Origin of the sequence: Tamlana sp. s12 (genome assembly GCF_016767215.1) — a bacterium.
In the GTDB taxonomy this organism is placed as follows: domain Bacteria; phylum Bacteroidota; class Bacteroidia; order Flavobacteriales; family Flavobacteriaceae; genus Pseudotamlana; species Pseudotamlana agarivorans.
In genome coordinates this window covers 1,826,800-1,850,008 of sequence record NZ_CP068547.1, presented here as the reverse complement: position 1 = coordinate 1,850,008, position 23,209 = coordinate 1,826,800, and the positions used below count along the sequence as shown (strand labels likewise).

Annotated in this window: 20 protein-coding genes, 1 pseudogene and 1 riboswitch; of the genes and pseudogenes, 16 read left to right on the top strand and 5 right to left on the bottom strand. The window is 35.6% G+C overall.

Annotation, left to right across the window (positions count from 1 at the left end; translation table 11 throughout):
- Positions 1-108: 108 nt before the first annotated feature.
- From JJL45_RS08010 to JJL45_RS08000, 3 genes are read left to right on the top strand one after another with little or no spacing between them, the layout of a single operon-like run.
- Positions 109-1,644, top strand: coding sequence for a S41 family peptidase (locus tag JJL45_RS08010; protein ID WP_068602978.1), 1,536 nt, complete (start codon positions 109-111; stop codon positions 1,642-1,644).
- 11 nt (positions 1,645-1,655) lie between these two features.
- Complete coding sequence (locus JJL45_RS08005) at positions 1,656-3,119, top strand: S41 family peptidase (protein WP_068602979.1); 1,464 nt, start codon at positions 1,656-1,658, stop codon at positions 3,117-3,119.
- Positions 3,120-3,129: 10 nt separating this feature from the next.
- Positions 3,130-3,858, top strand: a complete 729-nt coding sequence (locus tag JJL45_RS08000) for a diphthine--ammonia ligase (RefSeq protein WP_068602980.1) — start codon at positions 3,130-3,132, stop codon at positions 3,856-3,858.
- Positions 3,859-4,022: 164 nt separating this feature from the next.
- Here the strand turns inward: JJL45_RS08000 and JJL45_RS07995 are convergent, their stop codons facing one another.
- The 3 genes from JJL45_RS07995 to JJL45_RS07985 form a co-directional block, all read right to left on the bottom strand.
- The gene (locus JJL45_RS07995) at positions 4,023-5,099 is read right to left on the bottom strand and encodes a YncE family protein (protein WP_068602981.1); all 1,077 of its coding nucleotides are present in this window, start codon (positions 5,097-5,099) and stop codon (positions 4,023-4,025) included.
- A gap of 3 nt (positions 5,100-5,102) precedes the next feature.
- Positions 5,103-6,974, bottom strand: coding sequence for a TonB-dependent receptor plug domain-containing protein (locus JJL45_RS07990; protein WP_068602982.1), 1,872 nt, complete (start codon positions 6,972-6,974; stop codon positions 5,103-5,105).
- Positions 6,975-7,004: 30 nt separating this feature from the next.
- Positions 7,005-7,275, bottom strand: a riboswitch (cobalamin riboswitch).
- Between the two features lie 34 nt (positions 7,276-7,309).
- On the bottom strand, positions 7,310-8,248 hold the full coding sequence (locus tag JJL45_RS07985; protein ID WP_068602983.1) for an ABC transporter substrate-binding protein: 939 nt from the start codon (positions 8,246-8,248) through the stop codon (positions 7,310-7,312).
- Positions 8,249-8,346: 98 nt separating this feature from the next.
- On the opposite strand from JJL45_RS07985, the gene JJL45_RS07980 reads away from it, so the two are divergent.
- From JJL45_RS07980 to cobC, 4 genes are all read left to right on the top strand, one after another.
- A complete protein-coding gene (locus JJL45_RS07980; protein WP_068602984.1) occupies positions 8,347-8,850 on the top strand; it encodes a bifunctional adenosylcobinamide kinase/adenosylcobinamide-phosphate guanylyltransferase in 504 nt (167 codons plus the stop codon).
- A gap of 6 nt (positions 8,851-8,856) precedes the next feature.
- Positions 8,857-9,879 carry a nicotinate-nucleotide--dimethylbenzimidazole phosphoribosyltransferase gene (cobT, locus tag JJL45_RS07975; RefSeq protein ID WP_068602985.1) on the top strand — a complete coding sequence of 341 codons (1,023 nt, stop codon included), beginning with the start codon at positions 8,857-8,859 and terminating at the stop codon, positions 9,877-9,879.
- 92 nt (positions 9,880-9,971) lie between these two features.
- Positions 9,972-10,733, top strand: a complete 762-nt coding sequence (locus JJL45_RS07970) for an adenosylcobinamide-GDP ribazoletransferase (protein ID WP_067148496.1) — start codon at positions 9,972-9,974, stop codon at positions 10,731-10,733.
- Positions 10,718-11,296, top strand: coding sequence for an alpha-ribazole phosphatase (gene cobC / locus JJL45_RS07965; protein WP_068602986.1), 579 nt, complete (start codon positions 10,718-10,720; stop codon positions 11,294-11,296). Before JJL45_RS07970 ends, cobC begins: the two co-directional genes overlap by 16 nt.
- Here the strand turns inward: cobC and JJL45_RS07960 are convergent.
- Positions 11,265-11,924, bottom strand: a complete 660-nt coding sequence (locus JJL45_RS07960) for a diphthine--ammonia ligase (protein WP_068602987.1) — start codon at positions 11,922-11,924, stop codon at positions 11,265-11,267. The genes cobC and JJL45_RS07960 overlap by 32 nt on opposite strands.
- Positions 11,925-12,010: 86 nt before the next feature.
- Here JJL45_RS07960 and JJL45_RS07955 point away from each other — a divergent pair, with 86 nt between their 5' ends.
- The 9 genes and pseudogenes from JJL45_RS07955 to JJL45_RS07915 all read left to right on the top strand — a co-directional run bounded on the left by JJL45_RS07955 (position 12,011) and on the right by JJL45_RS07915 (position 20,266).
- On the top strand, positions 12,011-13,150 hold the full coding sequence (locus JJL45_RS07955) for an ABC transporter substrate-binding protein (protein ID WP_068602988.1): 1,140 nt from the start codon (positions 12,011-12,013) through the stop codon (positions 13,148-13,150).
- Positions 13,151-14,179, top strand: a complete 1,029-nt coding sequence (locus JJL45_RS07950) for a FecCD family ABC transporter permease (RefSeq protein WP_068602989.1) — start codon at positions 13,151-13,153, stop codon at positions 14,177-14,179. It begins immediately after the preceding gene.
- Positions 14,179-14,973, top strand: coding sequence for an ABC transporter ATP-binding protein (locus JJL45_RS07945; protein WP_068603142.1), 795 nt, complete (start codon positions 14,179-14,181; stop codon positions 14,971-14,973). The genes JJL45_RS07950 and JJL45_RS07945 overlap by 1 nt, the downstream gene beginning before the upstream one ends.
- A gap of 153 nt (positions 14,974-15,126) precedes the next feature.
- Positions 15,127-16,857, top strand: coding sequence for a tetratricopeptide repeat protein (locus tag JJL45_RS07940; RefSeq protein WP_068602990.1), 1,731 nt, complete (start codon positions 15,127-15,129; stop codon positions 16,855-16,857).
- A gap of 137 nt (positions 16,858-16,994) precedes the next feature.
- Positions 16,995-18,383: a DNA recombination protein RmuC gene (gene rmuC, locus JJL45_RS07935; RefSeq protein WP_068602991.1), complete on the top strand. Its 1,389-nt coding sequence runs from the start codon at positions 16,995-16,997 to the stop codon at positions 18,381-18,383.
- An 11-nt stretch (positions 18,384-18,394) separates the two neighbouring features.
- Complete coding sequence (locus tag JJL45_RS07930; protein WP_068602992.1) at positions 18,395-18,772, top strand: 6-phosphogluconate dehydrogenase; 378 nt, start codon at positions 18,395-18,397, stop codon at positions 18,770-18,772.
- Positions 18,773-18,776: 4 nt separating this feature from the next.
- The gene (locus tag JJL45_RS07925; protein WP_067148959.1) at positions 18,777-19,313 is read left to right on the top strand and encodes an acyl-CoA thioesterase; all 537 of its coding nucleotides are present in this window, start codon (positions 18,777-18,779) and stop codon (positions 19,311-19,313) included.
- Positions 19,314-19,723: 410 nt separating this feature from the next.
- The gene (locus tag JJL45_RS07920) at positions 19,724-19,975 is read left to right on the top strand and encodes a type II toxin-antitoxin system ParD family antitoxin (RefSeq protein WP_068603143.1); all 252 of its coding nucleotides are present in this window, start codon (positions 19,724-19,726) and stop codon (positions 19,973-19,975) included.
- A pseudogene (locus JJL45_RS07915) lies at positions 19,968-20,266 on the top strand (type II toxin-antitoxin system RelE/ParE family toxin). Before JJL45_RS07920 ends, JJL45_RS07915 begins: the two are co-directional and overlap by 8 nt.
- 62 nt (positions 20,267-20,328) lie before the next feature.
- Here JJL45_RS07915 and carB read toward each other — a convergent pair.
- The gene (carB, locus tag JJL45_RS07910; RefSeq protein ID WP_068602993.1) at positions 20,329-23,184 is read right to left on the bottom strand and encodes a carbamoyl-phosphate synthase large subunit; all 2,856 of its coding nucleotides are present in this window, start codon (positions 23,182-23,184) and stop codon (positions 20,329-20,331) included.
- Positions 23,185-23,209: the final 25 nt, after the last annotated feature.

Genomic DNA, 23,209 nt, shown 5'->3' with positions numbered 1-23,209 from the left:
TTACTTTTGCTATATTATTTTAAGTAACAGTAACATTATATTTTTTATTACTCGATTTTGTAAGTAATTTAGCTAAATATTTACCAACTATTTTATTTACCAAACTTTATGTACATTTTAAAACACTTCCCTCGACTTTTATTTTTTATTCTATGCTTTACCTTAGCATGCACTAGCTGCTCCAAAGAAGATACGCCTCCAACTCCAGAACCTGAAGAAGAACTGCCTACTCCAGAAGAGGAAGGTCCTGTTGTATTACAAAATGAAGTGAATGATTTTATTTGGTTAGGTTTAAATGAAATTTATTTGTGGCAGGACAAAGTACCGAATTTGGCTGATAATAAATTTAACAATACCGACGATTATTTCTCGTTTCTAAACACCTATAACAGTCCAGAAGATTTATTTGAAAGCCTGTTATATCGAAGAGGAGAGGTTGACCGATTTAGCTTTTTAGTTAATGATTATATTGCTTTAGAAAACTCCTTTCAAGGAACAACCCTTAGTAATGGTTTGGACTTCGGACTCGTACGCATAGGGAATACTAACGATGTATTAGGTTATGTAAGATATGTAGCAAATGGTTCAGATGCCTCAACAAAAGACATCAAAAGAGGAGAATTATTTTTAACAGTTGATGGTCAACAACTCACTGTTTCTAACTACTACGACCTATTGTTTGGAAATAACAGCAGTTACACCCTTGGCATAGCTACGATAAGTAATAGCCAAATTGAATTAACCAATAAAAACGTCACTTTAACGAAAACAAATTTTACAGAAAACCCTATTCATATTAATAAAGTTATTGAACTTAACGGCACTAAAATAGGCTATTTAATGTACAATAGTTTTATTGCTAATTTTGATTCAGAATTAAACAATAGCATTGCCGAATTAAAATCTCAAGGGATTACAGAATTGGTTTTAGATTTAAGATATAACCCAGGAGGTCGTGTGAGTTCAGCCCTAGCATTATGCTCCATGATAACGGGACAATTTGAAAACGACATTATTATTACCGAACAGTGGAACCCAAAATACCAAGCATATTTTGAACAAGTAGATCCAGATTTTTTAATTAACCGTTTTCCTAAAGCTCTTACAGACGATAGTCCTATTACCACATTAAACCTAAATAAGGTTTATGTACTTACTACTGGTGGGTCGGCATCTGCCAGTGAACTTGTTATAAATGGATTAGATCCTTACATCGATGTTGTGCAAATAGGCACAAACACAGCTGGTAAATATACCGCATCGATTACATTGTATGACGCGCCAGATTTTAGCAGAGATAATGCAAACCCCAACCACACCTACGCTATGCAACCTCTTGTATATAAGTCTTCAAATATAAATGGAGTCTCTGATTACGATAACGGATTAACCCCAGATCATATCATAACTTACCAAACCAATTCGGGATCGAGTTTTGAAGGTGAGAACATAGAAAACCTAGGAGAACTTGGTGAAGACACAGATCCCTTTTTAGCCAAAGCGCTTTCTTTGATTAGCGGAACAACTACAAAATCATACGAAAATCTTAAAGCAGTTAAGGGTATAAAAGTGGATCACATTGCAGAAAGCAATGACTTCAAACCTTTAGGAAAAGGTATGTATACCACATTAAAAACCAAATAAAACACTTGTAAATGAAGCAAATAAAAGGCCTACTTTCACTATTCATAGTCGCTCTAATAACGGTAAGTTGTTTTGAAGATTTAGATGATCAACCGATTACCACTACTGAAATAAATGATTTTGTATGGAGCGGTATGAATCTCTTTTATTTGTATAAAGATGATGTTCCCGATTTAGCAAACAACCGTTTTGCAAATAATGAAGCATACATTAACTATTTAAATGGATTTTCTAGACCTGAAGACCTATTTGAAAACTTAATTTATGAACGCCCGACTGTAGATCGCTTTAGTTGGATTGTAGATGATTTTATTGCTTTAGAGGAGTCTTTTCAAGGCGTGAGCATCACCAATGGAATGGAGTTTCAGCTGTATCGCTTTCCAAGTGCTTCCTCGACGCTTTTTGGAGTGGTTACTTATGTGCTACCCGATACCCATGCTCAAAGCAAGGGGGTTACCCGCGGTGATATTTTTTATGCGGTTGATGGCACAAGTCTTAATACCGGCAATTATTTACAGCTATTAAATCAGTCAAGCTACACCATAGATCTTGGTGAGTATAACACCAATGATACCGACGACACCTCTGATGATAGCATCACGCCAATAAACAAAAGTATTTCACTAACGAAGACACAGTACGATGAAAATCCTGTTTATATTCAAAAAGTTATAGAACAAAGCCAAAGAAAAATTGGCTATTTAATGTATAATGCCTTCACTGGAACCGACGCTTATAATCAAGCTTTAAATCAAGCTTTTGGTGCTTTTAAGAGTGCAGGTATAAGCGATTTAGTTTTAGATTTACGTTACAATTCTGGTGGCTCGGTAAATAGCGCCATTTTACTTTCTAGTATGATTACAGGACAGTTTAACGGAGACATATTCTGTACCGAGCAATGGAATTCTGAAATCCAAGCTACTTTTGAGCAGGAAGCTCCAGAACAACTCATCAATCGTTTTGTAAATAGCCTTAACGGCTCTTCCCTTAATAGTTTAAACCTTTCTAAGGTATATGTGCTTACCACTGGTAGAAGTGCTTCGGCAAGTGAATTGGTGATAAATGGTTTAAAGCCCTACATCCAAGTCATTCAAATAGGAACGACAACCGCTGGAAAATATCAAGCATCAACAACTTTATATGACTCTCCAGATTTTGGCCGTCAAGGGGCCAATCCAGCACATACTTATGCCATGCAACCCCTTATTTACAAATCCTTAAATGCAGATGGTGAAACCGATTATTTTAACGGTCTAACCCCTGCAATTGAATTGGGAGAACAGGTGACTAACATGGGGGTTTTAGGTGATGTTAACGAACCGCTTCTATCTGCTGCCTTATCCACCATTACAGGAATAGCTAAAAAAGCACCATCTAAAACCTATCCACTTGAAATGATTAATAGCAGTGACGCTTTTAAAACTGTTCAACCAGGTATGCATGTGAATAAACCATTGTCTTCAATACTCAAATAAATTTTAAATTTTGAATACGCATAAAACCTACTTCAATTGGAGCTCTGGAAAAGACTCAGCTTTAGCATTATATCATTTATTACAAGATGAAAATTACGCGGTTGATGCCTTAATCACTACCGTGAACAGTCATTATAATCGGGTATCGATGCATGGCCTAAGAAAAGAACTTTTACAAGCTCAAACTGATGCGATTAACATTCCTGCGCGACTTATTGAACTTCCTGAAATGCCTAGCATGGAAGTGTATGAGCAAAAAATGAAAGAAACAGTTACCCAACTTAAAAACGAAGGGTTTACACACAGTGCTTTTGGCGATATTTTTTTAGAAGATCTACGTGTTTACAGAGAAAATCAATTGACTAAACAAGGGTTTAAAGCTGTTTTTCCTATTTGGAAACGCGACACTAAAGCCCTACTAAATGAGTTTTTAGATTTGGGTTTTAAAACCATTATTGTTTGTGCCAACTCTAAATATTTTAGCGAAGATTTTGTGGGTACCGTAATCGATAAAGACTTTATTGCAAACTTACCAGAAGGCGTTGATCCTTGTGGAGAAAACGGTGAATTTCATACCTTTTGCTTCGACGGCCCTATTTTTAATAAACCAATCCCCTTTACCATTGGTGAAAAAGTCCTAAGAGAATATAACCGACCTAAAACAGATGATAACGATGATAACATCTGCAAAAGTGATTCGGAAAAATATGGTGTTTGGTATTGTGATTTGATTCCATAAAAAAGAGGCTTTCTTAGAAGTCGATTTTACGTCAATCTGAATTTATTTCAGATTCTCATAACCATTGAATTTCAATATCAGGAGATTCTGTATCGCGTACAGAATGACGTTTGTTTTAACTTTTAAGAAAACCTCTAATTAGTAAGGTTTACACCTAAATGATATTAATTAAAATATATTTTAGAAGCTCCTAAAGCCACGCTTACTGTTTCTATTTTAGCTTGAGTTCCTAAATCGTAAACATGTAATTCACTTAAATCTGAAAAATTAGCATCAAGCAAATAAATATTATCATTTTCTACTTCTAATCCATATAAATAGCCTTGAGATTCCACAATTGATGTCGTAGATAGAGAACCAGCGTTTTCATCAATAGTATACACTTTTCCATTTGAAGCATAATAAATATCACCATTATTAACAACCATTAATGAAGGATGTTCACCTTCTGCGAAAACGATCTCTGAATCTACTTCTAATGAGCTCGTATTAATAGTAGAAATACTTCCTTCAGTGTTACCAATCACATTCCAGTCGGCATCATAAATGGTTCTTCCTTCAGATAAAACAACTAAATTACCTGCACTGTTAAACTCTAATTCATCAGGATTATCTTTTACAGTAATCTCTTGAAGGTTTTCAGTTGCTATATCAATAACTGAAACAATATTATTAGTAGTATATGCACCTTTATGAGACACAAATAACTTCCCGCCTTTTGCAATAATTCTTTCAGGTCCATTACCAACACTAATAGTACCTTCAACAGCGTAAGTACTTAAATCGACTACAGCCACAAAATCGTCAGTATCATCCGAAGTAGATCCCCAGTTCGTTACATAACCTTTGTTTCCAACAATAGTCATAAATCTAGGCGCCGATAAACCTTCTATAATTTCACCTTCATATTCAAAAGTATATCGGTCCACTACTGTAATGGTATTGGTATTATCTACAACTATAAACGCTTTAGAATCATTAAAAGCTATAGATTGCAAAAAAGTTCCTAGTTCAAGATCGTTGTTATTTTTCTTAAAAATTAAATTTTCAGAAAACGATAAATCTTCTGAAACAAAAGACACAGAACCGGTTCCAGCTCCGCTACCTTCACCGCTAATTAAAATACCATTTTCGTATGCTCCTTTTGGTAAGTTGTCACTCCCATCATCGTCGTTAGAACATGAATTAAAAAGTAAAACACTAAAAATAAAAAGTGCTGATAATAATTTATTGATTTTCATAATTTAAAAAATATAGTTTATATTAAAATTAAAGTTTCTATTTGGCATCGGGCGTCTTGGCTGGGTTACATAGTATTTATTAAATACATTATTTACCTTAATCCCCATTTTTAATTGCTGATTTTGAGTATTTAAAAGCTTAAAATCTATACCTGTATTAGCAACAAAGTAATGAGGTATTACAAAATCTTCAGAATTACTTGCTGTAGTATACACTTTACCATTAAACAACTGCTGATAAAAAAAGCTGAATCTTTTGTAGTTGTAGCCTAAATTTCCATTAAATAAATTCTTTGGCACAAATATGACCTGAAGATCGGTGGCACCATCAATGGCAAGGGTGTAATTATAATTGGCATTTAATACTAATTGATGCTTATTAAGATTCTTTTTATAAGACATAACGACCTCAAGCCCTTTATTAGTGACTTCCGATAAGTTTATGGGCACCCAAACGCCTGGTCTATTTGCATCGCCATTAGGCGTCCAAATTATTTTATCTTTTGCCTGGATATAGAAGGCACCAACATCTATTGAAAACTGGTTGTTTTTATACCCCACTCCCACTTCTGATTGCAAAGCACTTTCGGGAATTAAATCTAGGTTCCCTTGACCTGGCCAATATAAATCGTTGTAAGTGGGCACTCTATAATTTTTAGACCCATTGGCTCTAATAAAAAAATGATTTAATGGTTTTACTTTTAATCCTAAAGCATAAGTAAACGGCACTTGATAATCGGAGTTAAAGTCCTTTCTAATTTTAGCATCAAAATATAGGATTCGGTTGATATGCTGGTCGTAAATAAAAGACTGAGAAAACTGTTTTCTGTTTCGCTCTGTTATTTGATCTGTTTTTCCAAAAGCAGATTCATATTCAGAATAAGAAGATACGGTTGCATGCCACTTGGGTAAACGATAACTCACATTATAATTTAACAAATACCGATCTGATAACCCAAAATTGAAGGTCTCAGAAGCTTTATCATCAAAATACCTATATTCTTGAAATAAGTAAGCCAATTTGGCTTCATGGCTTAACCTTTTATTGTCAAAAGTGTATACCAATAAATTCCTGTAATTAATATCTTGATACTTATCATTAGCAGACGTCGGATTTGGTAATTCTCCCGAAAACAAACGCTCTCCAAAATAGTTTGAACTATAAAAATTTAGTTTAGAAAACTTCGTTAGCAAGAAAGAACCACTAACATTAAAACCCAAGTTTTCGTATGCGCCATTCGTGTTTTTATAATCTGTACCTAATAACGGATAATCATTTTCCGATTGATTATAGGATAGTCCTGCGTTTATAGTCCATTTAGAATTTGAAATTTTTAATTTATACAAGCCGTTATAAGTATCATAACTCCCCAATGAAGCTATAAACTGATTGCTGACAAACTCATCATTTGAAAATTTCAAATTATCGTTCAAATGAATCGTACCACCTATGGCTCCAGAACCATATTCTAAACTTCCACCGCCACTTCGTATATCAATGGCATCAAATAAACTAACCGTTAAAGAATTAAACCCTGTTTGCCCATTGTTAATGGAGTTAATATTAATACCATTCCAAATAACAGCAGTGTTGGAAGCGCTAGTACCCCTAAAACTAGCCGTACTGGTTCCTCCTGCCCCATATTCTTTGATGTATAATGGAGAATTAAAACGCAACAAAGCGCTAAAGGATTCTAAATTATTTACAATTATGGAATCGTTTAATGTTTCAACTTTATAACCTGCTGAATGATTTGTTAATTTTCTATCTGATACGATAACGACCTCACCTAAACGATTAACCAGGCTATCGTTTTGAGCAACACCATGAAAACAGACAAAAAACAATAATGTTTTAAAAAAGATTTTTTTCATAATAACTAAACCTTTATCCCGAAAGTTTTATTTTTTTGTTATGAAAATGGCAGGTCTCCTGACTTGCGTCTCCGTGTTGGTCTTCCCAAAGTTATCATAGCGAAGCAAATTATATTTGCTTTGGCAATCTCTTACCTCAGTGACATTAAAGTGTAACACGAATCTCTTTTAAAGAGATACCCAATTAAATTGGGTACTAAGCTTACAGTTGCGGGAACAGTTCTGGATTTTAACCAGATTCCCTTTTAATCGATAATGATAGTAGTCTTATTCATTGTGAAGCATACTAAATTTGCTATCGAACCAAAATTCGCTGCAAATGTATAGTATTTTATTTATAATTTGGATACTAATAGATCCTTATAATTATAAAATTTTGAATTGAGTTCTGGTGATGTTTTATAGTAGTCTGGATGAATCATTTTTGCTAAACTTTCAATACCATTTACCAAAGTACTCGCCGAAGGTTGTGTAAACATATCAAAGTCTGCAATGTATACTTGATTATTTTGAACGGCTCTTAAACTGTTCCATTCTGGCATTTCTTCCAAAAACTTCATGTCTTCTAATGTTCTTGCTACCGTATAGCCACATGGAGCGATAACCAAAACTTCAGGATTATATTTTACAATTTTATCCCAAGGGATAACAATACTATCTCCTGATGGATGTGACATCATATCAATACCTCCGGCATAAGCAATTTGATGAGGAATCCAGTGCCCGCAATTAAATAAAGGGTCTATCCACTCTAACAGCAAAACACTTTTAGGTTGCAATCTATTTTTTCTTTGAATATCAATAACGTCATCTATGCGCTGCATTAAGGCATCAACATGCGCTCTACCTATTTTTTCTTGGCCAAGTACTTTTGCTATAGTTAAAACAGAATCAAAAACATCATCTAAAGACTGTGGTGTAATAGCAATAATTTCTGGTGTTTTTTCCAACATTGAAACTGCAGCGGCAGTACATTCGGTATCTATTTGGCATACTTCACAAACATCTTGGGTAAAAATGACATCGGGTAAAATCTGCTCTAACTTTTCTTGATCTACATAGTATAAACTTTCACCTTTATTTTTACTATTCGAAAATAACGTATCGATTTCCTTACTCGTATAATTTTTACCTTCCAAAACACATCTTACAACAGGTGTCTTTTCATTTAAGGCCTGGGCAGGACATTCAAAGGTTATTCCCTCCAACATATCTTGGAGTCCCATGTCATAAATCATTTGAGTTACTGCAGGTAAAAAAGAAGAAATAATCATAATTTTCAAATATTAAAAAACAAAAATACATACTTTTAATATAGCTTTCCTGTTTAAGAAATGTTTTTAACCTTTGCTACTTAACATCAGATCGAATTATGATTTACTACATCACAGGAGGCGAACGTTCAGGTAAAAGCAGTTACGCCCAAAACTTGGCTTTATCCTTTTCTAACAGTCCAAAATATATTGCAACGTCACGAATTTGGGACGGTGATCACAGAAAACGCATAGAGCGACATCAAGCCGATCGTGATGAGCGCTGGACTTCCATTGAAGAGGAAAAAGAAGTTGCTAATCATATCAACCCAAAAGATGTTGTTGTTATAGACTGCGTAACCTTATGGCTTACCAATTTTTTTATCGACACAAAAAACGATATTGAAAAAGCTTTAGAATTGGCTAAAGTAGAATTCAACAAACTTTTAGATTTGGATGCTACCATCATCATCATTTCCAATGAAATTGGAATGGGCGTGCATGCCCAAACCGAAATTAGTCGAAAATTCACCGAATTACAAGGTTGGATGAATCAATATATAGCCAAAAACGCTGATAAAGCCACCGTAATGATTTCAGGAATACCACTAACGCTAAAATAATTAATCATGGTTAAAACCGATTTACAACAAGCCCTTCAACACAAAATAGACACTAAAACAAAACCGCTTGGTGCCTTAGGAAAATTAGAAGATCTAGCCTTTAAAATAGGCTGTATTCAAAATACTGAAACCCCAAAAATCACGAATCCAACCATCGTTGTTTTTGCTGGAGACCATGGTATTGCTGCCAAAGGTGAAGTGAATCCTTTTCCGCAGGAAGTAACGGCACAAATGGTTTATAATTTTGTAAACGGCGGTGCAGCAATCAATGTTTTTAGTAAAACAAACGACATCGATTTAAAAGTTGTTGATGCTGGCGTTAATCATACGTTTGATAGCGAAATAGGTATTATTGACGCCAAGATTGATTTTGGTACTAAGAATTACCAAAATGAGCCAGCCATGACATTGGAACAGTGTGAAGAAGCGTTTAAAAAGGCTGAAACCATTGTTGAGAACCTTCATAAAAATGGTTGTAACACCATAGGTTTTGGTGAAATGGGTATTAGTAATACCTCATCGGCAGCCTTGTTAATGAGTTACTTCACAAAAACCCCAATTAAAGATTGTGTGGGCTCTGGTACTGGTTTAGACACCCAAGGTATCTCAAAAAAAGCTGAAATTCTTGAAAGCGTTTTTCAAAAATATACCCCACAATCCCCTAAAGAAGCTCTGGCAACTTTCGGCGGATTTGAAATCGCCATGATTTGTGCGGCCATTATAAAAGCCAGTGCATTAAACATGGTTGTGGTTATTGATGGCTTTATTGTAACCTCAGCACTTTTAGTCGCTAAAGCTATAAATCCCGACGTGATTGATCATGCTGTTTTTGCCCATAACTCCAATGAGCAAGGCCATAAAAATATGTTAGCGTTTTTAAAGGCTGAACCTCTTTTAGACCTAGGTTTACGATTAGGAGAAGGTACGGGAGCAGCTCTAGCAATTCCGCTTTTAAGAGCTTCAGTAGATTTTTTAAACCATATGGCTAGCTTTGAAAGTGCTGGTGTTAGTGGCGAGTCTGAAAACTAAAATCATGAAGCACCCTTTAAAAAAATTGATAACCAAGGCGATAATCAAACGGGTGTCGCATGAGCCCCTTAAAAAACAATACATATAAACATATGAAAAGAGAGCTCCAAATATTCCTTACCGCCATCATGTTTTTTACGCGAATTCCTTGTCCGAAGTGGGTCAATCATGAACCTGAATTTTTAACCAAGAGTTCCAAATATTTTTCTTTAGTCGGCATTATTGTAGGGGCGATCGGTGCCTTAGTTTACTATGCTGCTTCTTATGTGTTTTCAACTGAAATTGCTATCGCCCTAAGTATGGTCGCCACGATATATACTACAGGAGCCTTTCATGAAGATGGCTTTGCCGATGTTTGCGACGGATTAGGTGGCGGCTGGACCAAAGAGAAAATCTTACTCATCATGAAAGATTCTCGATTGGGCACTTATGGTGCCGCAGGACTAGGCTTAATTTTGGGTATTAAATTTTTAGCGCTAACTGATATGCCAGTATACCTCATTCCGCTAATCATTATTTCTGGACATAGCCTAAGCCGATTTATAGCTACGACTCTTATTTATACGCATCCCTACGTGCGCGATACCGAAGACAGTAAGGCCAAGCCTGCAGCAAAAAGCATGAGTATGGGTATGTTAGCCAGCAGCGCTATTTTTGGTGTTTTACCACTATTTTTTTTTAAAACATGGTGGGTTTTCGCAACCATAATCCCGTGTTATTTAGCCAAAATGTATCTGGCAGCTAAGTTTAAAAAATGGCTTGGCGGACAAACGGGCGATTGTGCAGGAGCAGTTCAACAATTTTCAGAAGTTATCTTTTATTTAAGTATTTTAGCCTTATGGAAATTTATCTAATTAGACACACCACGCCACAAGTTGAGAAAGGTATTTGTTACGGACAAACCGATTTGGATTTAATTGAAAATTTCCAACCGGAATTTGAAACCGTAGTTTCTAAAATTCCTCAAAACGAAAATATCAGCGTGTTTTCTAGTCCGTTGAAACGTTGCACCCAATTGGCTGATACCTTAAGCAATCAAGTCATTTTAGACAACCGTTTGAAGGAACTCAATTTTGGTGCTTGGGAACTAAAACCGTGGAACGACATTCCTGAAACCGAAATGAATCCATGGATGCAAGAGTTTGTGAACACCGCCGTTCCCAATGGAGAATCTTACAGTGAACTAGCATCACGAGTACGATCTTTTTTTCAAGCCTTATTAATTTTAAAAACCCAGAAGAACGTCGTTATTGTATCCCATGCAGGTCCAATTCGTGCGTTTCTTGCACACGTTTTAGATATCCCATTAAAAGATTCATTCAAAATAAAAATAAACTATGGCGATGTGTTTCACCTCCGTTTACAGGGTAAGTCTTTTGAATTAATTAGTGATGTTGACTTACAAGTTTCAAATTAGCAAAATTATAGTTGCTTGAAACAGCTTTGCTTTCTATGTCAACATCAATTTTATTCTTGAAAAACGGTGCATTAACCACCAAGGTATGAAACTCACCATTTTCCCCACAGGCATCAATTCCTTTATTTTCCAACTCTTCCACTAAATCAGACGACATTGTCCTTCCAAGATAATCAGGACCTAATTCTTGGTTGCAAGACACAATGATGGCTTCAATGCCGGCAGCAATCATCTCTAAAACCAATTGTTTTCTATGCCCTTGCCATAAAGGCAAAATAGCCTCTAGCTCTGCTGCAGCTGAAACTTTTTCTTCCCAAGCCCGATGCGATTCAATATCAATATCTCCAAAAACAGCATGAGTTAAAGGGTAAGACTGAGTGATTTTCTTTAAATTTTCAATGTATTTAACCTCATAATCTGTCCATGTGCTACTAAAAAAATGGATTGGTAAGCCTAAGGCTTCAGCTTGCGCTTGTAAGATGTCTTTAGGAATACCGTGAGACCGCGATCTGTCTCCAAATTCATTCATAACATTTAAAAGTACAGTTGGCTCAAAACCAAGTTTTGTAACCTTATAAAAGGCGTAACAACTATCCTTACCACCACTCCATGAACACAAAAATCTCATATTATTTTAATTAATTTGTTCAAAAGTAAACTTAAGTATGCCGTAATACAAAAAAAATAATGACCTTTGAATTTCAATTATAATCCATGCGTTTTTTAATTTTCCTTTCCCTTAGTTTTCTTTTTTTAACCTCTTGTAAGGATGAAAAAAAGAACCACCCTTCAAACCCTGAAATTGTTTCAACACCCGAAAAAATCAAGTACGCCAAGGGGTTTAGCATCACCAATTATAAAAATTATACCGAAATTATCGTCACATCGCCTTGGCCTGGGAGTCAGGACGCTTTTAGATATCTTTTAGTGGATAACGATGAAGATATCCCTGAATTTCGAGAATCTACGGTTATCATTAAACGTCCTATCACTAAAGTTGTGGCCATGTCTACAACCAATATTCCTGCACTGGAATATTTGAATGTAGAAGATCGCTTGGTTGGTTTCCCTTCAACAAATTTTATTTCATCAGAGAAAACCAGAGCCCTTATCGATAAAGGCCATATTAAAGATTTGAATAACGATTTAGAAATTAATATGGAACTGTTTTTGGAGTTGCAGCCAGACTTAGTGATTGCCTTTTCCGTAAACGGAATCAATAAATCTTTAAATCAAATAGAAAAATTTGGTTACCCTGTGATTTTAGACGGATCGTGGACAGAAGAACATCCTCTAGGGCGTGCCGAATGGATTAAATTTATGGGAGCGCTTTTCAACAAACAGGGTGAAGCTAATGCCATTTTTGAATCCATTGAAACCGATTATTTAGAGGCTAAAAAATTAGCTATGAAGGTCAATAAAAAACCCGTTATCATTTCAGGATCCATGTTTAACGATGTATGGAATATGCCTGGAGGGAAAAGTTATATCGCTAAATATTTCGAAGATGCTAATACCAATTATATTTGGAAAGACGACCTTTCAAACGGTAGTATACACCTCAACTTCGAGAATGTTTTAGAACGTGGGCGTGAAGCAGATTTATGGATTGGTGCCGGGTCCTTTTACAATCTTGAAGACATGAAAAAAAGCCATAAAGGATACACTTATTTTGAGGCTTACAAAAACAAAAATATTTATTCGTACACCAAAAAAATTGGTCCGAAAGGTGGCATATTGTATTATGAATTAGGTCCATTACGCCCCGATCTCATTTTGAAAGATATCATCAATATTTCGCATCCTCATTTATTAAAAGATTACGAAAACTTCTTTTTTAAACGTTTAGACTAGTTGCAAAATCCTAAAAAATATCAGCTCATATTTATAGCACTTATCCTGCTACTCATTGTTTGTTTTTTTATAAATATCAGTTTGGGGTCTATTTCAATACCCAATAAAGATATTCTTAAAACCATTTTAGGAACAAACGACAATTTATCTTGGCATCACATCATTATAAATTACAGACTTCCAAAAGCTTTTACCGCCATGATTGTGGGATCTGGCCTAGGTATTTCAGGCTTGATGATGCAAACCTTATTCAGAAACCCTTTAGCAGGGCCTTTTGTATTGGGGATTACTTCTGGAGCTAGTTTAGGTGTGGCCATTGTTACCATGGGTGCCTCCCTATTTGGCGGGGTGCTTCTTGGTGTTTTAGCCTCAAAATGGACTTTGGTTATGGCTGCCACGTTAGGAAGTTTTTTAGTGTTACTTACCGTTTTAATTGTATCGACTAAGGTTCGTGATGCCATGGCCATTCTTATTATTGGTCTTATGTTTGGTAGTATTTCGGCTGCATTGGTTAACGTCCTATCCTATTTCAGTTCGGCCGAAGAATTGCAACAATATTTCTTTTGGGGCTTTGGTAGTTTAGGCAATTTATCGTGGCAAGAGCTACTTATTCTTTTTGTACTTTATGCTTTAGGCATCCTTTTAAGCTTAGCTGCCATTAAGAGCTTAAATTCATTATTATTGGGCGAAAATTACGCCAAAAGTCTGGGGTTAAACATTAAAAAAAGTAGACTCATCATTATAACTTCCACCAGTTTATTAGCAGGTACCATTACGGCTTTTGCAGGTCCCATTGCTTTTATCGGACTCGCCATACCGCATATAACCAGACAGGTTTTTAGTACCTCAAATCATAGAATATTATTACCTGCCGTATTTTTATTTGGTGCTATAATCATGTTAATTTGCGATAGTATTGCGCAACTACCTACTAGCGACTACACCTTACCTATTAACGCCATTACTTCTTTAATAGGAGCGCCGGTAGTTATTTGGTTATTGGTTCGAAAAAGAAAAATGATGTTTTAATGACTAGGCCCACTACACATATCGTTTTAAAAGCCGAGGATCTTTCCATAGGATATACTTCTAAAAAAGAGCATCATATTATCGCTTCAAACATCAATATTGAGTTACACAAAGGGGAATTGGTAGGCTTAATTGGCGCTAATGGCATTGGTAAATCGACACTTTTACGCTCCATAACCAATGTACAACCTGCGCTATCTGGAAGTATCGCAATAAATGATAAAAATTTAAACAGCTATTCTAATTTAGAACTTGCTAAAGTTTTAAGCTTGGTACTAACCGAGAAACTAGCATCTAAAAACTTAACTGTTTTTGAGCTTGTTGCCTTAGGCAGACAACCTTATACGAATTGGATTGGGAATTTTTCTGAAAACGATAAAACCAAGATTCATGAAGCGCTATCACACATTAAAATTGAAAACATGATAAACAAAAAATGTTTTGAATTAAGTGATGGTCAGCTTCAAAAAGTTATGATAGCACGAGCCCTAGCTCAAGATACCGATTTAATTATTCTAGATGAACCTACCACACATTTAGACATGTATCACAAAGCTTATATTTTGAAACTTCTTCAAAAATTGGCTAAAGACACCCAAAAAACCATATTATTTTCCTCACATGAAATCGATTTAGCCATCCAGCTATGTGACAAATTAATTGTGATGACTGAAGGCGCCGTAGTTTCAGATCAACCTTGTAACCTGATTTCAAAAGGCACCTTCGATACCTTGTTCCCTGAAGATTTAATTGCTTTTGATGCGAATACGGGAAGTTTTAGGGTGAAAAAATAATATTTTCAGCTTTAAACAAAATTAACTACCTTTAAATATTTGATTTACTGAACATTACAAAACTCTCTCCTTAAGAAAATTAAAGCAGACCTGAATTTTTATGCCACTCCTCGGGATAAAAAATGGCATTGATAACTTTTAATTTTCAATCAAATGAAATCTAGATTCATAATAGCTATTAGCAGTACTTTATTACTGGTTCTGGTCTATGGCGCACTAAGTTTTTCTTTATCTGAAGCAACACCTAAACCACCAAAACTGGTGATGAGTACTATATCATGTACACCTGCAAAGTATTTGTTAGAAGACATAGATTCCACGAAGCAAATTTCACCCTTATTTAATAATTTAGGAAAGCTCCATTTTGAAGTGACCACCAAAAACGAAAGAGCTCAAGCTTTCTTTAACCAAGGAGTGAAATTATCATATGCCTTTAATCATGCCGAAGCACATCGTTCCTTTATGGAAGCCGCTCGTTTAGACCCTAATATGGCTATGGCTTTCTGGGGACAAGCATTTGCCTTAGGCCCCAATATAAATGATCCTACACCAACCGATGAGCGCAAAACAAAAATTAACGAAGCCATTACGAAAGCGCTTTTATTAAAACCAAATGCCAGTAAAAAAGAGCAAGAACTCATAAAAGCGCTTTCGTCAAGGTATAGTAACGATTTCAAAGCGAATCCAGATTCACTCAACATGGCATACATGAAAGCTATGGAAACCGTATTGAAACATTTTCCTGAAGATGCTAATATTCAAATTCTATATGCTGCCTCAGTTATGAATACCGTGCCGTGGCATTATTGGGATAAAAATGGAGAGCCTTCACCAAATATCAAAGAAGCTAAAGCAGCCTTAGAGAAAGCCATGACTCTCGAACCAGAAAATCCAGGAGCCCACCATTATTTCATCCATATGGTTGAACTTCCTTATCCCGATATGGGCGTGGCAAGTGCAGATAAACTTGCATCGCTAATGCCTGGAGCCGGACATATTGTACACATGCCTTCTCATATTTATATTCGCGTTGGCAGATACAAAGATGCTGTAACGACGAACCAAAAAGCCATATTGGCCGATGAAAACTATATTTCACAATGCTTTTCACAAGGCCTTTATCCGCTTGGTTATTATCCGCATAACATTCATTTTTTATGGTCATCGGCGAGTTTATTAGGCGCCAGCGATATTGCCATTGATGCCGCCAAAAAAACAGCCGAAAAAGTACCCATGGGCGAATTTTTAGAAATGCCCTTCTTGCAAGATTTTGCGGCCACTCCATTACTGGCTTACACACGGTTTGGTAAGTGGAACGACATTTTAACCATTCCTGTACCTAGTTCAAAAATCAAACATCTTAACCTGATGCGACACTATGCCCGAGGCATAGCATTTATAAGAAAAGGGAATATAGATAAGGCTCAAATAGAACTAGATAAAATTGAAATTCTAAAAAATGATCCTGAATTAGAAACCTTGGTAGCCACAGCTAATAATGCTTCCATACATTCAGCTAATATTGCTTTTGAAGTCGTTTCAGGAGAGCTCGAGGCTGCAAAAGGGAATTTAAATCAGGCCATCACACATTTACAAAAGGCTGTTGTTTATGAAGATGCCCTGGTATACACTGAACCCGCAGCTTGGCACATTCCTACCCGTCAAAGTTTAGGAGCTATTTTAATGAAAGCAAAGAAATATAAAGAAGCCGAACACATTTACAAAGAAGATTTAAGCGTATTGAGACAAAATGGTTGGTCGTTAATAGGTTTGTATAATAGCCTAATCGCTCAAGGAAAAACAACAGAGGCCAAGACCATAAAAGCCGAGTTCGATCACGCTTGGAAGGATGCAGACATTACCATAAACAATTCAATTTTATAATTAAATTGCGCATAAGCTGCTTAATTTATTTTAATAATTTACAGAAAATCTGGAATTCCTAAAAATGTTATTAAATTGAATCTTGAGATTAATTCTTAAATCTAAAAAATATATATTTGAATATATTTCTTTTTTAAATGAACGACAATCTCATATTAATTATAGCCATTATTATTGCTGCAGCCATTGGCGCTTATATTGGTAAACTGATTACAAACCTTAAAAGTAAAAGCGAAAAAAGTACTTTAGAAGAACGTAATAATAATTTACAACAACAATTAGCCGATTTTAAACAACAAACAGAAAGTGACAAACAAAAGGATGTCAATCACTTCAACAGCCAGTTGGATGCCTTAAAAGAGACCATTTCTAAAACTGAAACCGAACGTGAAGCCATTCGACGTGAAAAGGATTTTTTAAACACCGAATTGACACGTAAAAATTCTGAATTTGAAAACCTTCAAATAAAAAATGATGAACAAAAAGCTGAAGTAGAAAAACTTCAGGAAAAGTTCACCAAAGAATTTGAGAATCTTGCCAATAAAATTCTAGACGAAAAATCTGAGAAATTTACCATTCAGAATAAAGAAAACATCAAGAATATTTTAAATCCGCTTCAAGAGAAAATTAAAACTTTTGAAGAAAAAGTAGATAGCTCTCAAAAAGAAAGCCTCATCATGCATTCGGCACTTAAAGAACAGTTGCTAGGCTTGAAGGATTTAAACCTACAAATGACCAAAGAAACCACCAATTTAACCCGCGCCTTGAAGGGTGATAGCAAAATGCAAGGAAACTGGGGCGAGTTGGTATTAGAGCGCGTATTGGAAAAATCGGGCTTAGAAAAAGATCGTGAATATTTTGTACAGCAAAGTTTCACCAAAGCCGATGGCACTAGAGTGTTACCAGATGTGGTATTAAGCCTTCCAGATGGCAAAAAAATGATTATTGATAGCAAGGTGTCACTAACCGATTACGAACGCTTAGTAAATGCCGAAGACGAAGACAAAGCCATTCACCTGAAAGCCCATGTTAATTCTATTAAGCGCCATGTAGACCAGCTTTCAGAAAAGAACTATCAAGATTTATACGATATGGAATCTCCGGATTTCGTATTGATGTTTATCCCGATAGAACCTGCCTTTGCTGTGGTTGTACATGAAGATAATACGATTTACAACAAAGCTTTTGAAAAGAATATTGTTATTGTAACACCTTCTACCCTCCTTGCTACATTACGTACTATTGATACCATGTGGAATAACGAGAAGCAGCAACGCAATGCCTTAGAAATTGCTAGACAAGCTGGTGCGCTATATGATAAATTTGAAGGCCTAGTAACAGATTTAACCGGTGTAGGTAAAAAAATAGATGCTGCTAAGAGTGATTATTCAGCAGCTATGAATAAATTAGTAGACGGTAGAGGTAATATCATTACAAGCATTGAAAAGCTTAAAAAGATGGGAGCCAAGGCCAAAAAAGCACTTCCTGAAGCCATTATTAAACGTGCCGAAGAAGATCATATTTAAACGAAAATATCATGATAAAAGTAATTTTTAAAATTATTATAGCCCTAATCATCGTAGCTGCAGGCTATTTCTGCTTTATTTATTTTGCACATTATAGCGAAGGTGTTCGGGCAGGCGAATTGGTTAAATTCACAAAAAAAGGTATGGTGATTAAAACCTGGGAAGGTCAAATAAGTCAGGGCGTTTCAGAATCTCAGTTTTTTGAGTTTTCGGTTGAAAAAGGCGAACAAGCTGTTATAGACGACCTTAATAATTATCAAGGCGAATATGTAAAACTTCACTATTTCGAACGCTACAGAAACCTCTTTTGGCTTGGTCATACCAAATACTTTGTAACCAAAGTTGAAAAAATTAAAAAACACGAAAAAAACACACTCCTTAATAAATAGTTTTATGTTTAAACACGCATCAGAATCACAAGTTTCAATTACCCAACTCATGCTTCCATCCCACTCCAATTTTAGTGGTAAAATTCATGGCGGACATATTTTAGGCTTAATGGATCAGATTGCCTTCGCCTGTGCTTCAAAGCATTCGAGACATTATTGTGTGACGGCATCTGTTAATCGAGTGGATTTTCTAAATCCTATTGAAGTTGGTGAATTGGTCACTTTAAAAGCCTCTATAAACTATACAGGTAACACCTCTATGGTGGTTGGCCTACGTGTAGAATCACAAAATATTCAATCTGGCGAGATAAAGCACTGTAATTCGTCCTATTTTACCATGGTAGCTAAAGACGAAAATGGAAACAATGTGCCTGTACCAGGACTTATATTAGACGATAAGCAAAGCATACGACGCTTTGCTAGAAGTATTGCAAGACAGGAGCAGTCAAAATCTAGAACCTCTACATTCAAGGCATCAGAATTTATAATGGAAGAACACCTCGCCTTGTTAAAAAATCAAAATGCTAAAATAGCATTATAAAAAAAAGCCTGTCCTAGAAGTTTAAAGGATCGCCATGTTGTGCGCGACACAGGACCTCACATCATGGTGATTCAATATTGATGTGAATCTGAAATAAATTCAGATTGACGTAAAATGAACTTTTAAAACAGTCGCTTCAAAAATTTTAGATCTTTCTATTGATGCTTAACTAAACACCTCCCTTAATCCCTCCTTTCTAGGAGGGAAACTCATACTCTAAAAAAATGCTCAAAAATTATGGTAATTCTTGCATTACAGTTTTTCCTTAAAAATTAAGGGATTAAGGGATGTGTCAATCTTGAGTATATTGACTTAAATTAAATATGCCAAAGGCGACAGTTGCTGGCACTTTGATAAAAATTTTGTCCTTATACCAATTTTTGGTATATTTAATAAAATTAGTAATCAAAATGAATAAAAACACTTCAATATCACTCGGAAATTATTTTGACCAATTCGTCCAAAGTCGAATAAAGGAAGGAAGATTTAAAAACGTTAGTGAAGTAATTCGTGCAGGATTGAGACTTTTAGAGGAAGAAGAAAGTAGAATAACGGCTTTAAAAACCGCCATTCAAGAAGGAGTTGACAGCGGCATAGCTCACGACTTCGACCCCAAAAAACATCTTGAAGCTCTAAAGGCGAAAAAGCACACGAATGGCTAAATATAAGTTGACGAACAAAGCTGTAGAAGACTTATCAAAAATTTGGGATTATACTTTTGAGATTTGGTCTGAACAACAAGCCGACAATATTACGCTGGACTAATATCAACTTGTGAAGAAATCGCTGAAAATCCAGAATTAGGAAAAAACTATGATGAAATTTCAAGGCAGCTTCTAGGAATGAAAGCAAATAGGCATATCATATTCTACAGAACTCTTAATGAGAATTATGTTGAGATAACAAGAATATTACACGAAAGAATGGATTTAAAGAAGAGAATATCGGAATAAACACCCATAAAACACAAAAAAGCCGCTAAGAGCGGCTTTTTTTATATCTATACCTCAGTAAATTACTTACTCAAGTACATTTTACGTCTTGCATATAAGTCGTAAAACTGATCATCCTTTAAGTTATCTATAAATAAGATACTTTCACCTGTACTCTTCATTTCAGGTCCTAAACGCTTATCTACATTCGGGAATTTATTAAAAGAGAATACCGGTTGTTTGATTGCATAACCTTCAAGTTGAGGGTTAAATTTAAAGTCGGTTACCTTTTTAGCTCCCAACATCACTTTAGTCGCGTAATTTACATAAGGCTCTTTGTAAGCTTTAGCTATAAATGGAACGGTTCTAGAAGCTCTTGGATTGGCTTCGATAATGTAAACCATATCATCTTTAACAGCAAACTGAATGTTAATTAAACCTACCGTATTTAATGCTCTAGCAATGGTATGGGTATGGTCTATAATTTGTTGCATCACCAAATCACCTAAGTTGAAAGCTGGTAAGGTCGCGTTAGAATCTCCAGAGTGTACCCCACAAGGTTCGATATGCTCCATAATACCAATAATATAAACATTCCCATCGGCATCACAAATCGCATCTGCTTCAGCTTCAATAGCACCATCTAAGTAGTGGTCTAATAACAGTTTATTGTTTGGAATTTTTCTTAGTAAATCAACAACGTGTTCTACTAACTCCTCTTTATTGATAACAATTTTCATCCCTTGACCTCCTAATACATACGATGGACGTACTAAGATTGGGAAATCTAATTCTTCAGCTAGTTTTAAAGCTTCATCAGCATTCTCAGCAACTCCAAATTCTGGGTAAGGAATATTGTGATCCTTTAATAATTTAGAGAAACTTCCGCGGTCTTCAGCTAAATCTAAAGCCTCGAAACTTGTTCCTATAATTTTAATACCGTATTTGGTTAACTTTTCTGCTAATTTTAAAGCAGTTTGTCCACCTAATTGCACGATAACACCTTCTGGGTTTTCATGACGGATGATGTCGTAGATATGCTCCCAGAATACTGGCTCGAAGTATAATTTATCGGCCGTATCAAAATCGGTAGAAACCGTTTCAGGGTTACAGTTAATCATGATGGTTTCGTAACCACACTCGGCAGCTGCTAAAACCCCATGCACACAACAGTAATCAAACTCGATACCTTGTCCGATTCGGTTTGGTCCAGAACCTAAAACAACAATCTTCTTTTTATCGGTTACCACACTTTCGTTGTGTACATATGTTTCGCCTTCGGCGCTTTCAATCGTATTTTCGAAAGTTGAATAGTAATATGGTGTTTTAGCCGTAAACTCTGCAGCACAGGTATCTACTAACTTAAACACACGTTGAATGTTAAGTTCTTCTCTTTTATTGTACACCTGACTTTCTAAACAGCCCAACATGTGTGCTATTTGACGGTCACCATATCCTTTTTGCTTCGCTTCTAAAAGTAAATCGCGATCTAAGGTATCGATAGTGTATGTAGAAATTTCTTTTTCTAATTGGAATAATTCCTCGTACTGCTTTAAGTACCACATATCAATTTTAGTGATATCGTAAATCTGACTTAAAGGAATTCCCATGGCAATGGCATCGTAAATTACAAATACACGATCCCAACTTGCATTGGTTAATTTATCGATGATTTGGTTATAATCGGTATACCCTTTTCCATCGGCACCTAAACCATTACGTTTAATTTCTAATGACTGTGTGGCTTTATGAAGTGCTTCTTGGAACGAACGTCCAATACCCATAACCTCACCTACGGCTTTCATTTGAAGACCTAAAGTACGATCAGATCCTTCAAATTTATCAAAGTTCCAACGTGGTATTTTTACAATAACGTAATCTAAAGTCGGCTCAAATAGAGCTGAAGTAGATTTTGTAATTTGGTTATCTAATTCATCTAAAGTATAACCAATAGCCAATTTAGTAGCAATTTTAGCAATAGGATATCCTGTAGCTTTACTTGCTAATGCCGATGAACGTGACACACGAGGGTTAATTTCAATGGCAATAATTTCTTCTTTCTCATCTGGACTTACAGCAAACTGCACGTTACATCCACCTTCGAAATCACCAATACTACGCATCATTTTAATAGCCATATCACGCATTTTCTGGAAGGTGGTATCGCTTAATGTCATGGCTGGTGCCACGGTGATAGAGTCTCCTGTATGAATCCCCATAGGGTCCATATTTTCAATAGAACAGATAATAACTACGTTATCGTTTCTATCACGAAGTAACTCTAACTCATATTCTTTCCAGCCCATCATGGCCTTATCAATCATAACTTCGTGAATTGGAGATACTTCAAGACCATGTCTTAAAAGTTTATCAAAATCCTTCTCTTCGTAAACAATAGCAGCTCCAGCACCACCTAAAGTAAAGGAAGAACGAATACATAATGGGAAACCAAATTCTTGTGCAATTTCTTTACCTTTTAAAAATGATGTTGCTGTAGCTTGAGGTGCCATAGCTACACCAATTTTATTCATCAACTCTCTAAATTGCTCTCTATCTTCTGTAATATTAATCGCGTTGATATCAACACCTATCAATTCTACTCCAAAATCTTTCCAAATCCCCTTTTCATCAGCTTCAATACATAAATTTAATGCGGTTTGTCCTCCCATAGTTGGTAAAACAGCATCAATTTGAGGGTGTTCTTCTAAAATTTTAATAATCGACTTTGTAGTTAAAGGTAACAAGTACACATGATCGGCCATAGAAGGATCGGTCATGATAGTTGCAGGGTTCGAATTAATTAAAATGGTTTCAATTCCATCTTCTCTTAAAGATCTCAAAGATTGTGACCCTGAATAGTCAAACTCACACGCTTGTCCAATTACAATTGGCCCAGACCCTATAATAAGTATCGATTTTAATTTTGGATTTTTAGGCATTTTATGATCTAGTTATAATATTGAA

Excerpts from the sequence above, each read along its gene's own strand:
- JJL45_RS08010 (WP_068602978.1), top strand. The coding sequence starts at position 109 with ATGTACATTTTAAAACACTTCCCTCGACTTTTATTTTTTATTCTATGC.
- JJL45_RS08005 (WP_068602979.1), top strand. The coding sequence starts at position 1,656 with ATGAAGCAAATAAAAGGCCTACTTTCACTATTCATAGTCGCTCTAATA.
- JJL45_RS07995 (WP_068602981.1), bottom strand. The coding sequence starts at position 5,099 with ATGAAAATCAATAAATTATTATCAGCACTTTTTATTTTTAGTGTTTTA.
- JJL45_RS07990 (WP_068602982.1), bottom strand. The coding sequence starts at position 6,974 with ATGAAAAAAATCTTTTTTAAAACATTATTGTTTTTTGTCTGTTTTCAT.
- JJL45_RS07985 (WP_068602983.1), bottom strand. The coding sequence starts at position 8,248 with ATGATTATTTCTTCTTTTTTACCTGCAGTAACTCAAATGATTTATGAC.
- JJL45_RS07980 (WP_068602984.1), top strand. The coding sequence starts at position 8,347 with ATGATTTACTACATCACAGGAGGCGAACGTTCAGGTAAAAGCAGTTAC.
- cobT (WP_068602985.1), top strand. The coding sequence starts at position 8,857 with ATGGTTAAAACCGATTTACAACAAGCCCTTCAACACAAAATAGACACT.
- JJL45_RS07970 (WP_067148496.1), top strand. The coding sequence starts at position 9,972 with ATGAAAAGAGAGCTCCAAATATTCCTTACCGCCATCATGTTTTTTACG.
- cobC (WP_068602986.1), top strand. The coding sequence starts at position 10,718 with ATGGAAATTTATCTAATTAGACACACCACGCCACAAGTTGAGAAAGGT.
- JJL45_RS07960 (WP_068602987.1), bottom strand. The coding sequence starts at position 11,924 with ATGAGATTTTTGTGTTCATGGAGTGGTGGTAAGGATAGTTGTTACGCC.
- JJL45_RS07955 (WP_068602988.1), top strand. The coding sequence starts at position 12,011 with ATGCGTTTTTTAATTTTCCTTTCCCTTAGTTTTCTTTTTTTAACCTCT.
- JJL45_RS07945 (WP_068603142.1), top strand. The coding sequence starts at position 14,179 with ATGACTAGGCCCACTACACATATCGTTTTAAAAGCCGAGGATCTTTCC.
- JJL45_RS07940 (WP_068602990.1), top strand. The coding sequence starts at position 15,127 with ATGAAATCTAGATTCATAATAGCTATTAGCAGTACTTTATTACTGGTT.
- rmuC (WP_068602991.1), top strand. The coding sequence starts at position 16,995 with ATGAACGACAATCTCATATTAATTATAGCCATTATTATTGCTGCAGCC.
- JJL45_RS07930 (WP_068602992.1), top strand. The coding sequence starts at position 18,395 with ATGATAAAAGTAATTTTTAAAATTATTATAGCCCTAATCATCGTAGCT.
- JJL45_RS07925 (WP_067148959.1), top strand. The coding sequence starts at position 18,777 with ATGTTTAAACACGCATCAGAATCACAAGTTTCAATTACCCAACTCATG.
- JJL45_RS07920 (WP_068603143.1), top strand. The coding sequence starts at position 19,724 with ATGAATAAAAACACTTCAATATCACTCGGAAATTATTTTGACCAATTC.
- carB (WP_068602993.1), bottom strand. The coding sequence starts at position 23,184 with ATGCCTAAAAATCCAAAATTAAAATCGATACTTATTATAGGGTCTGGG.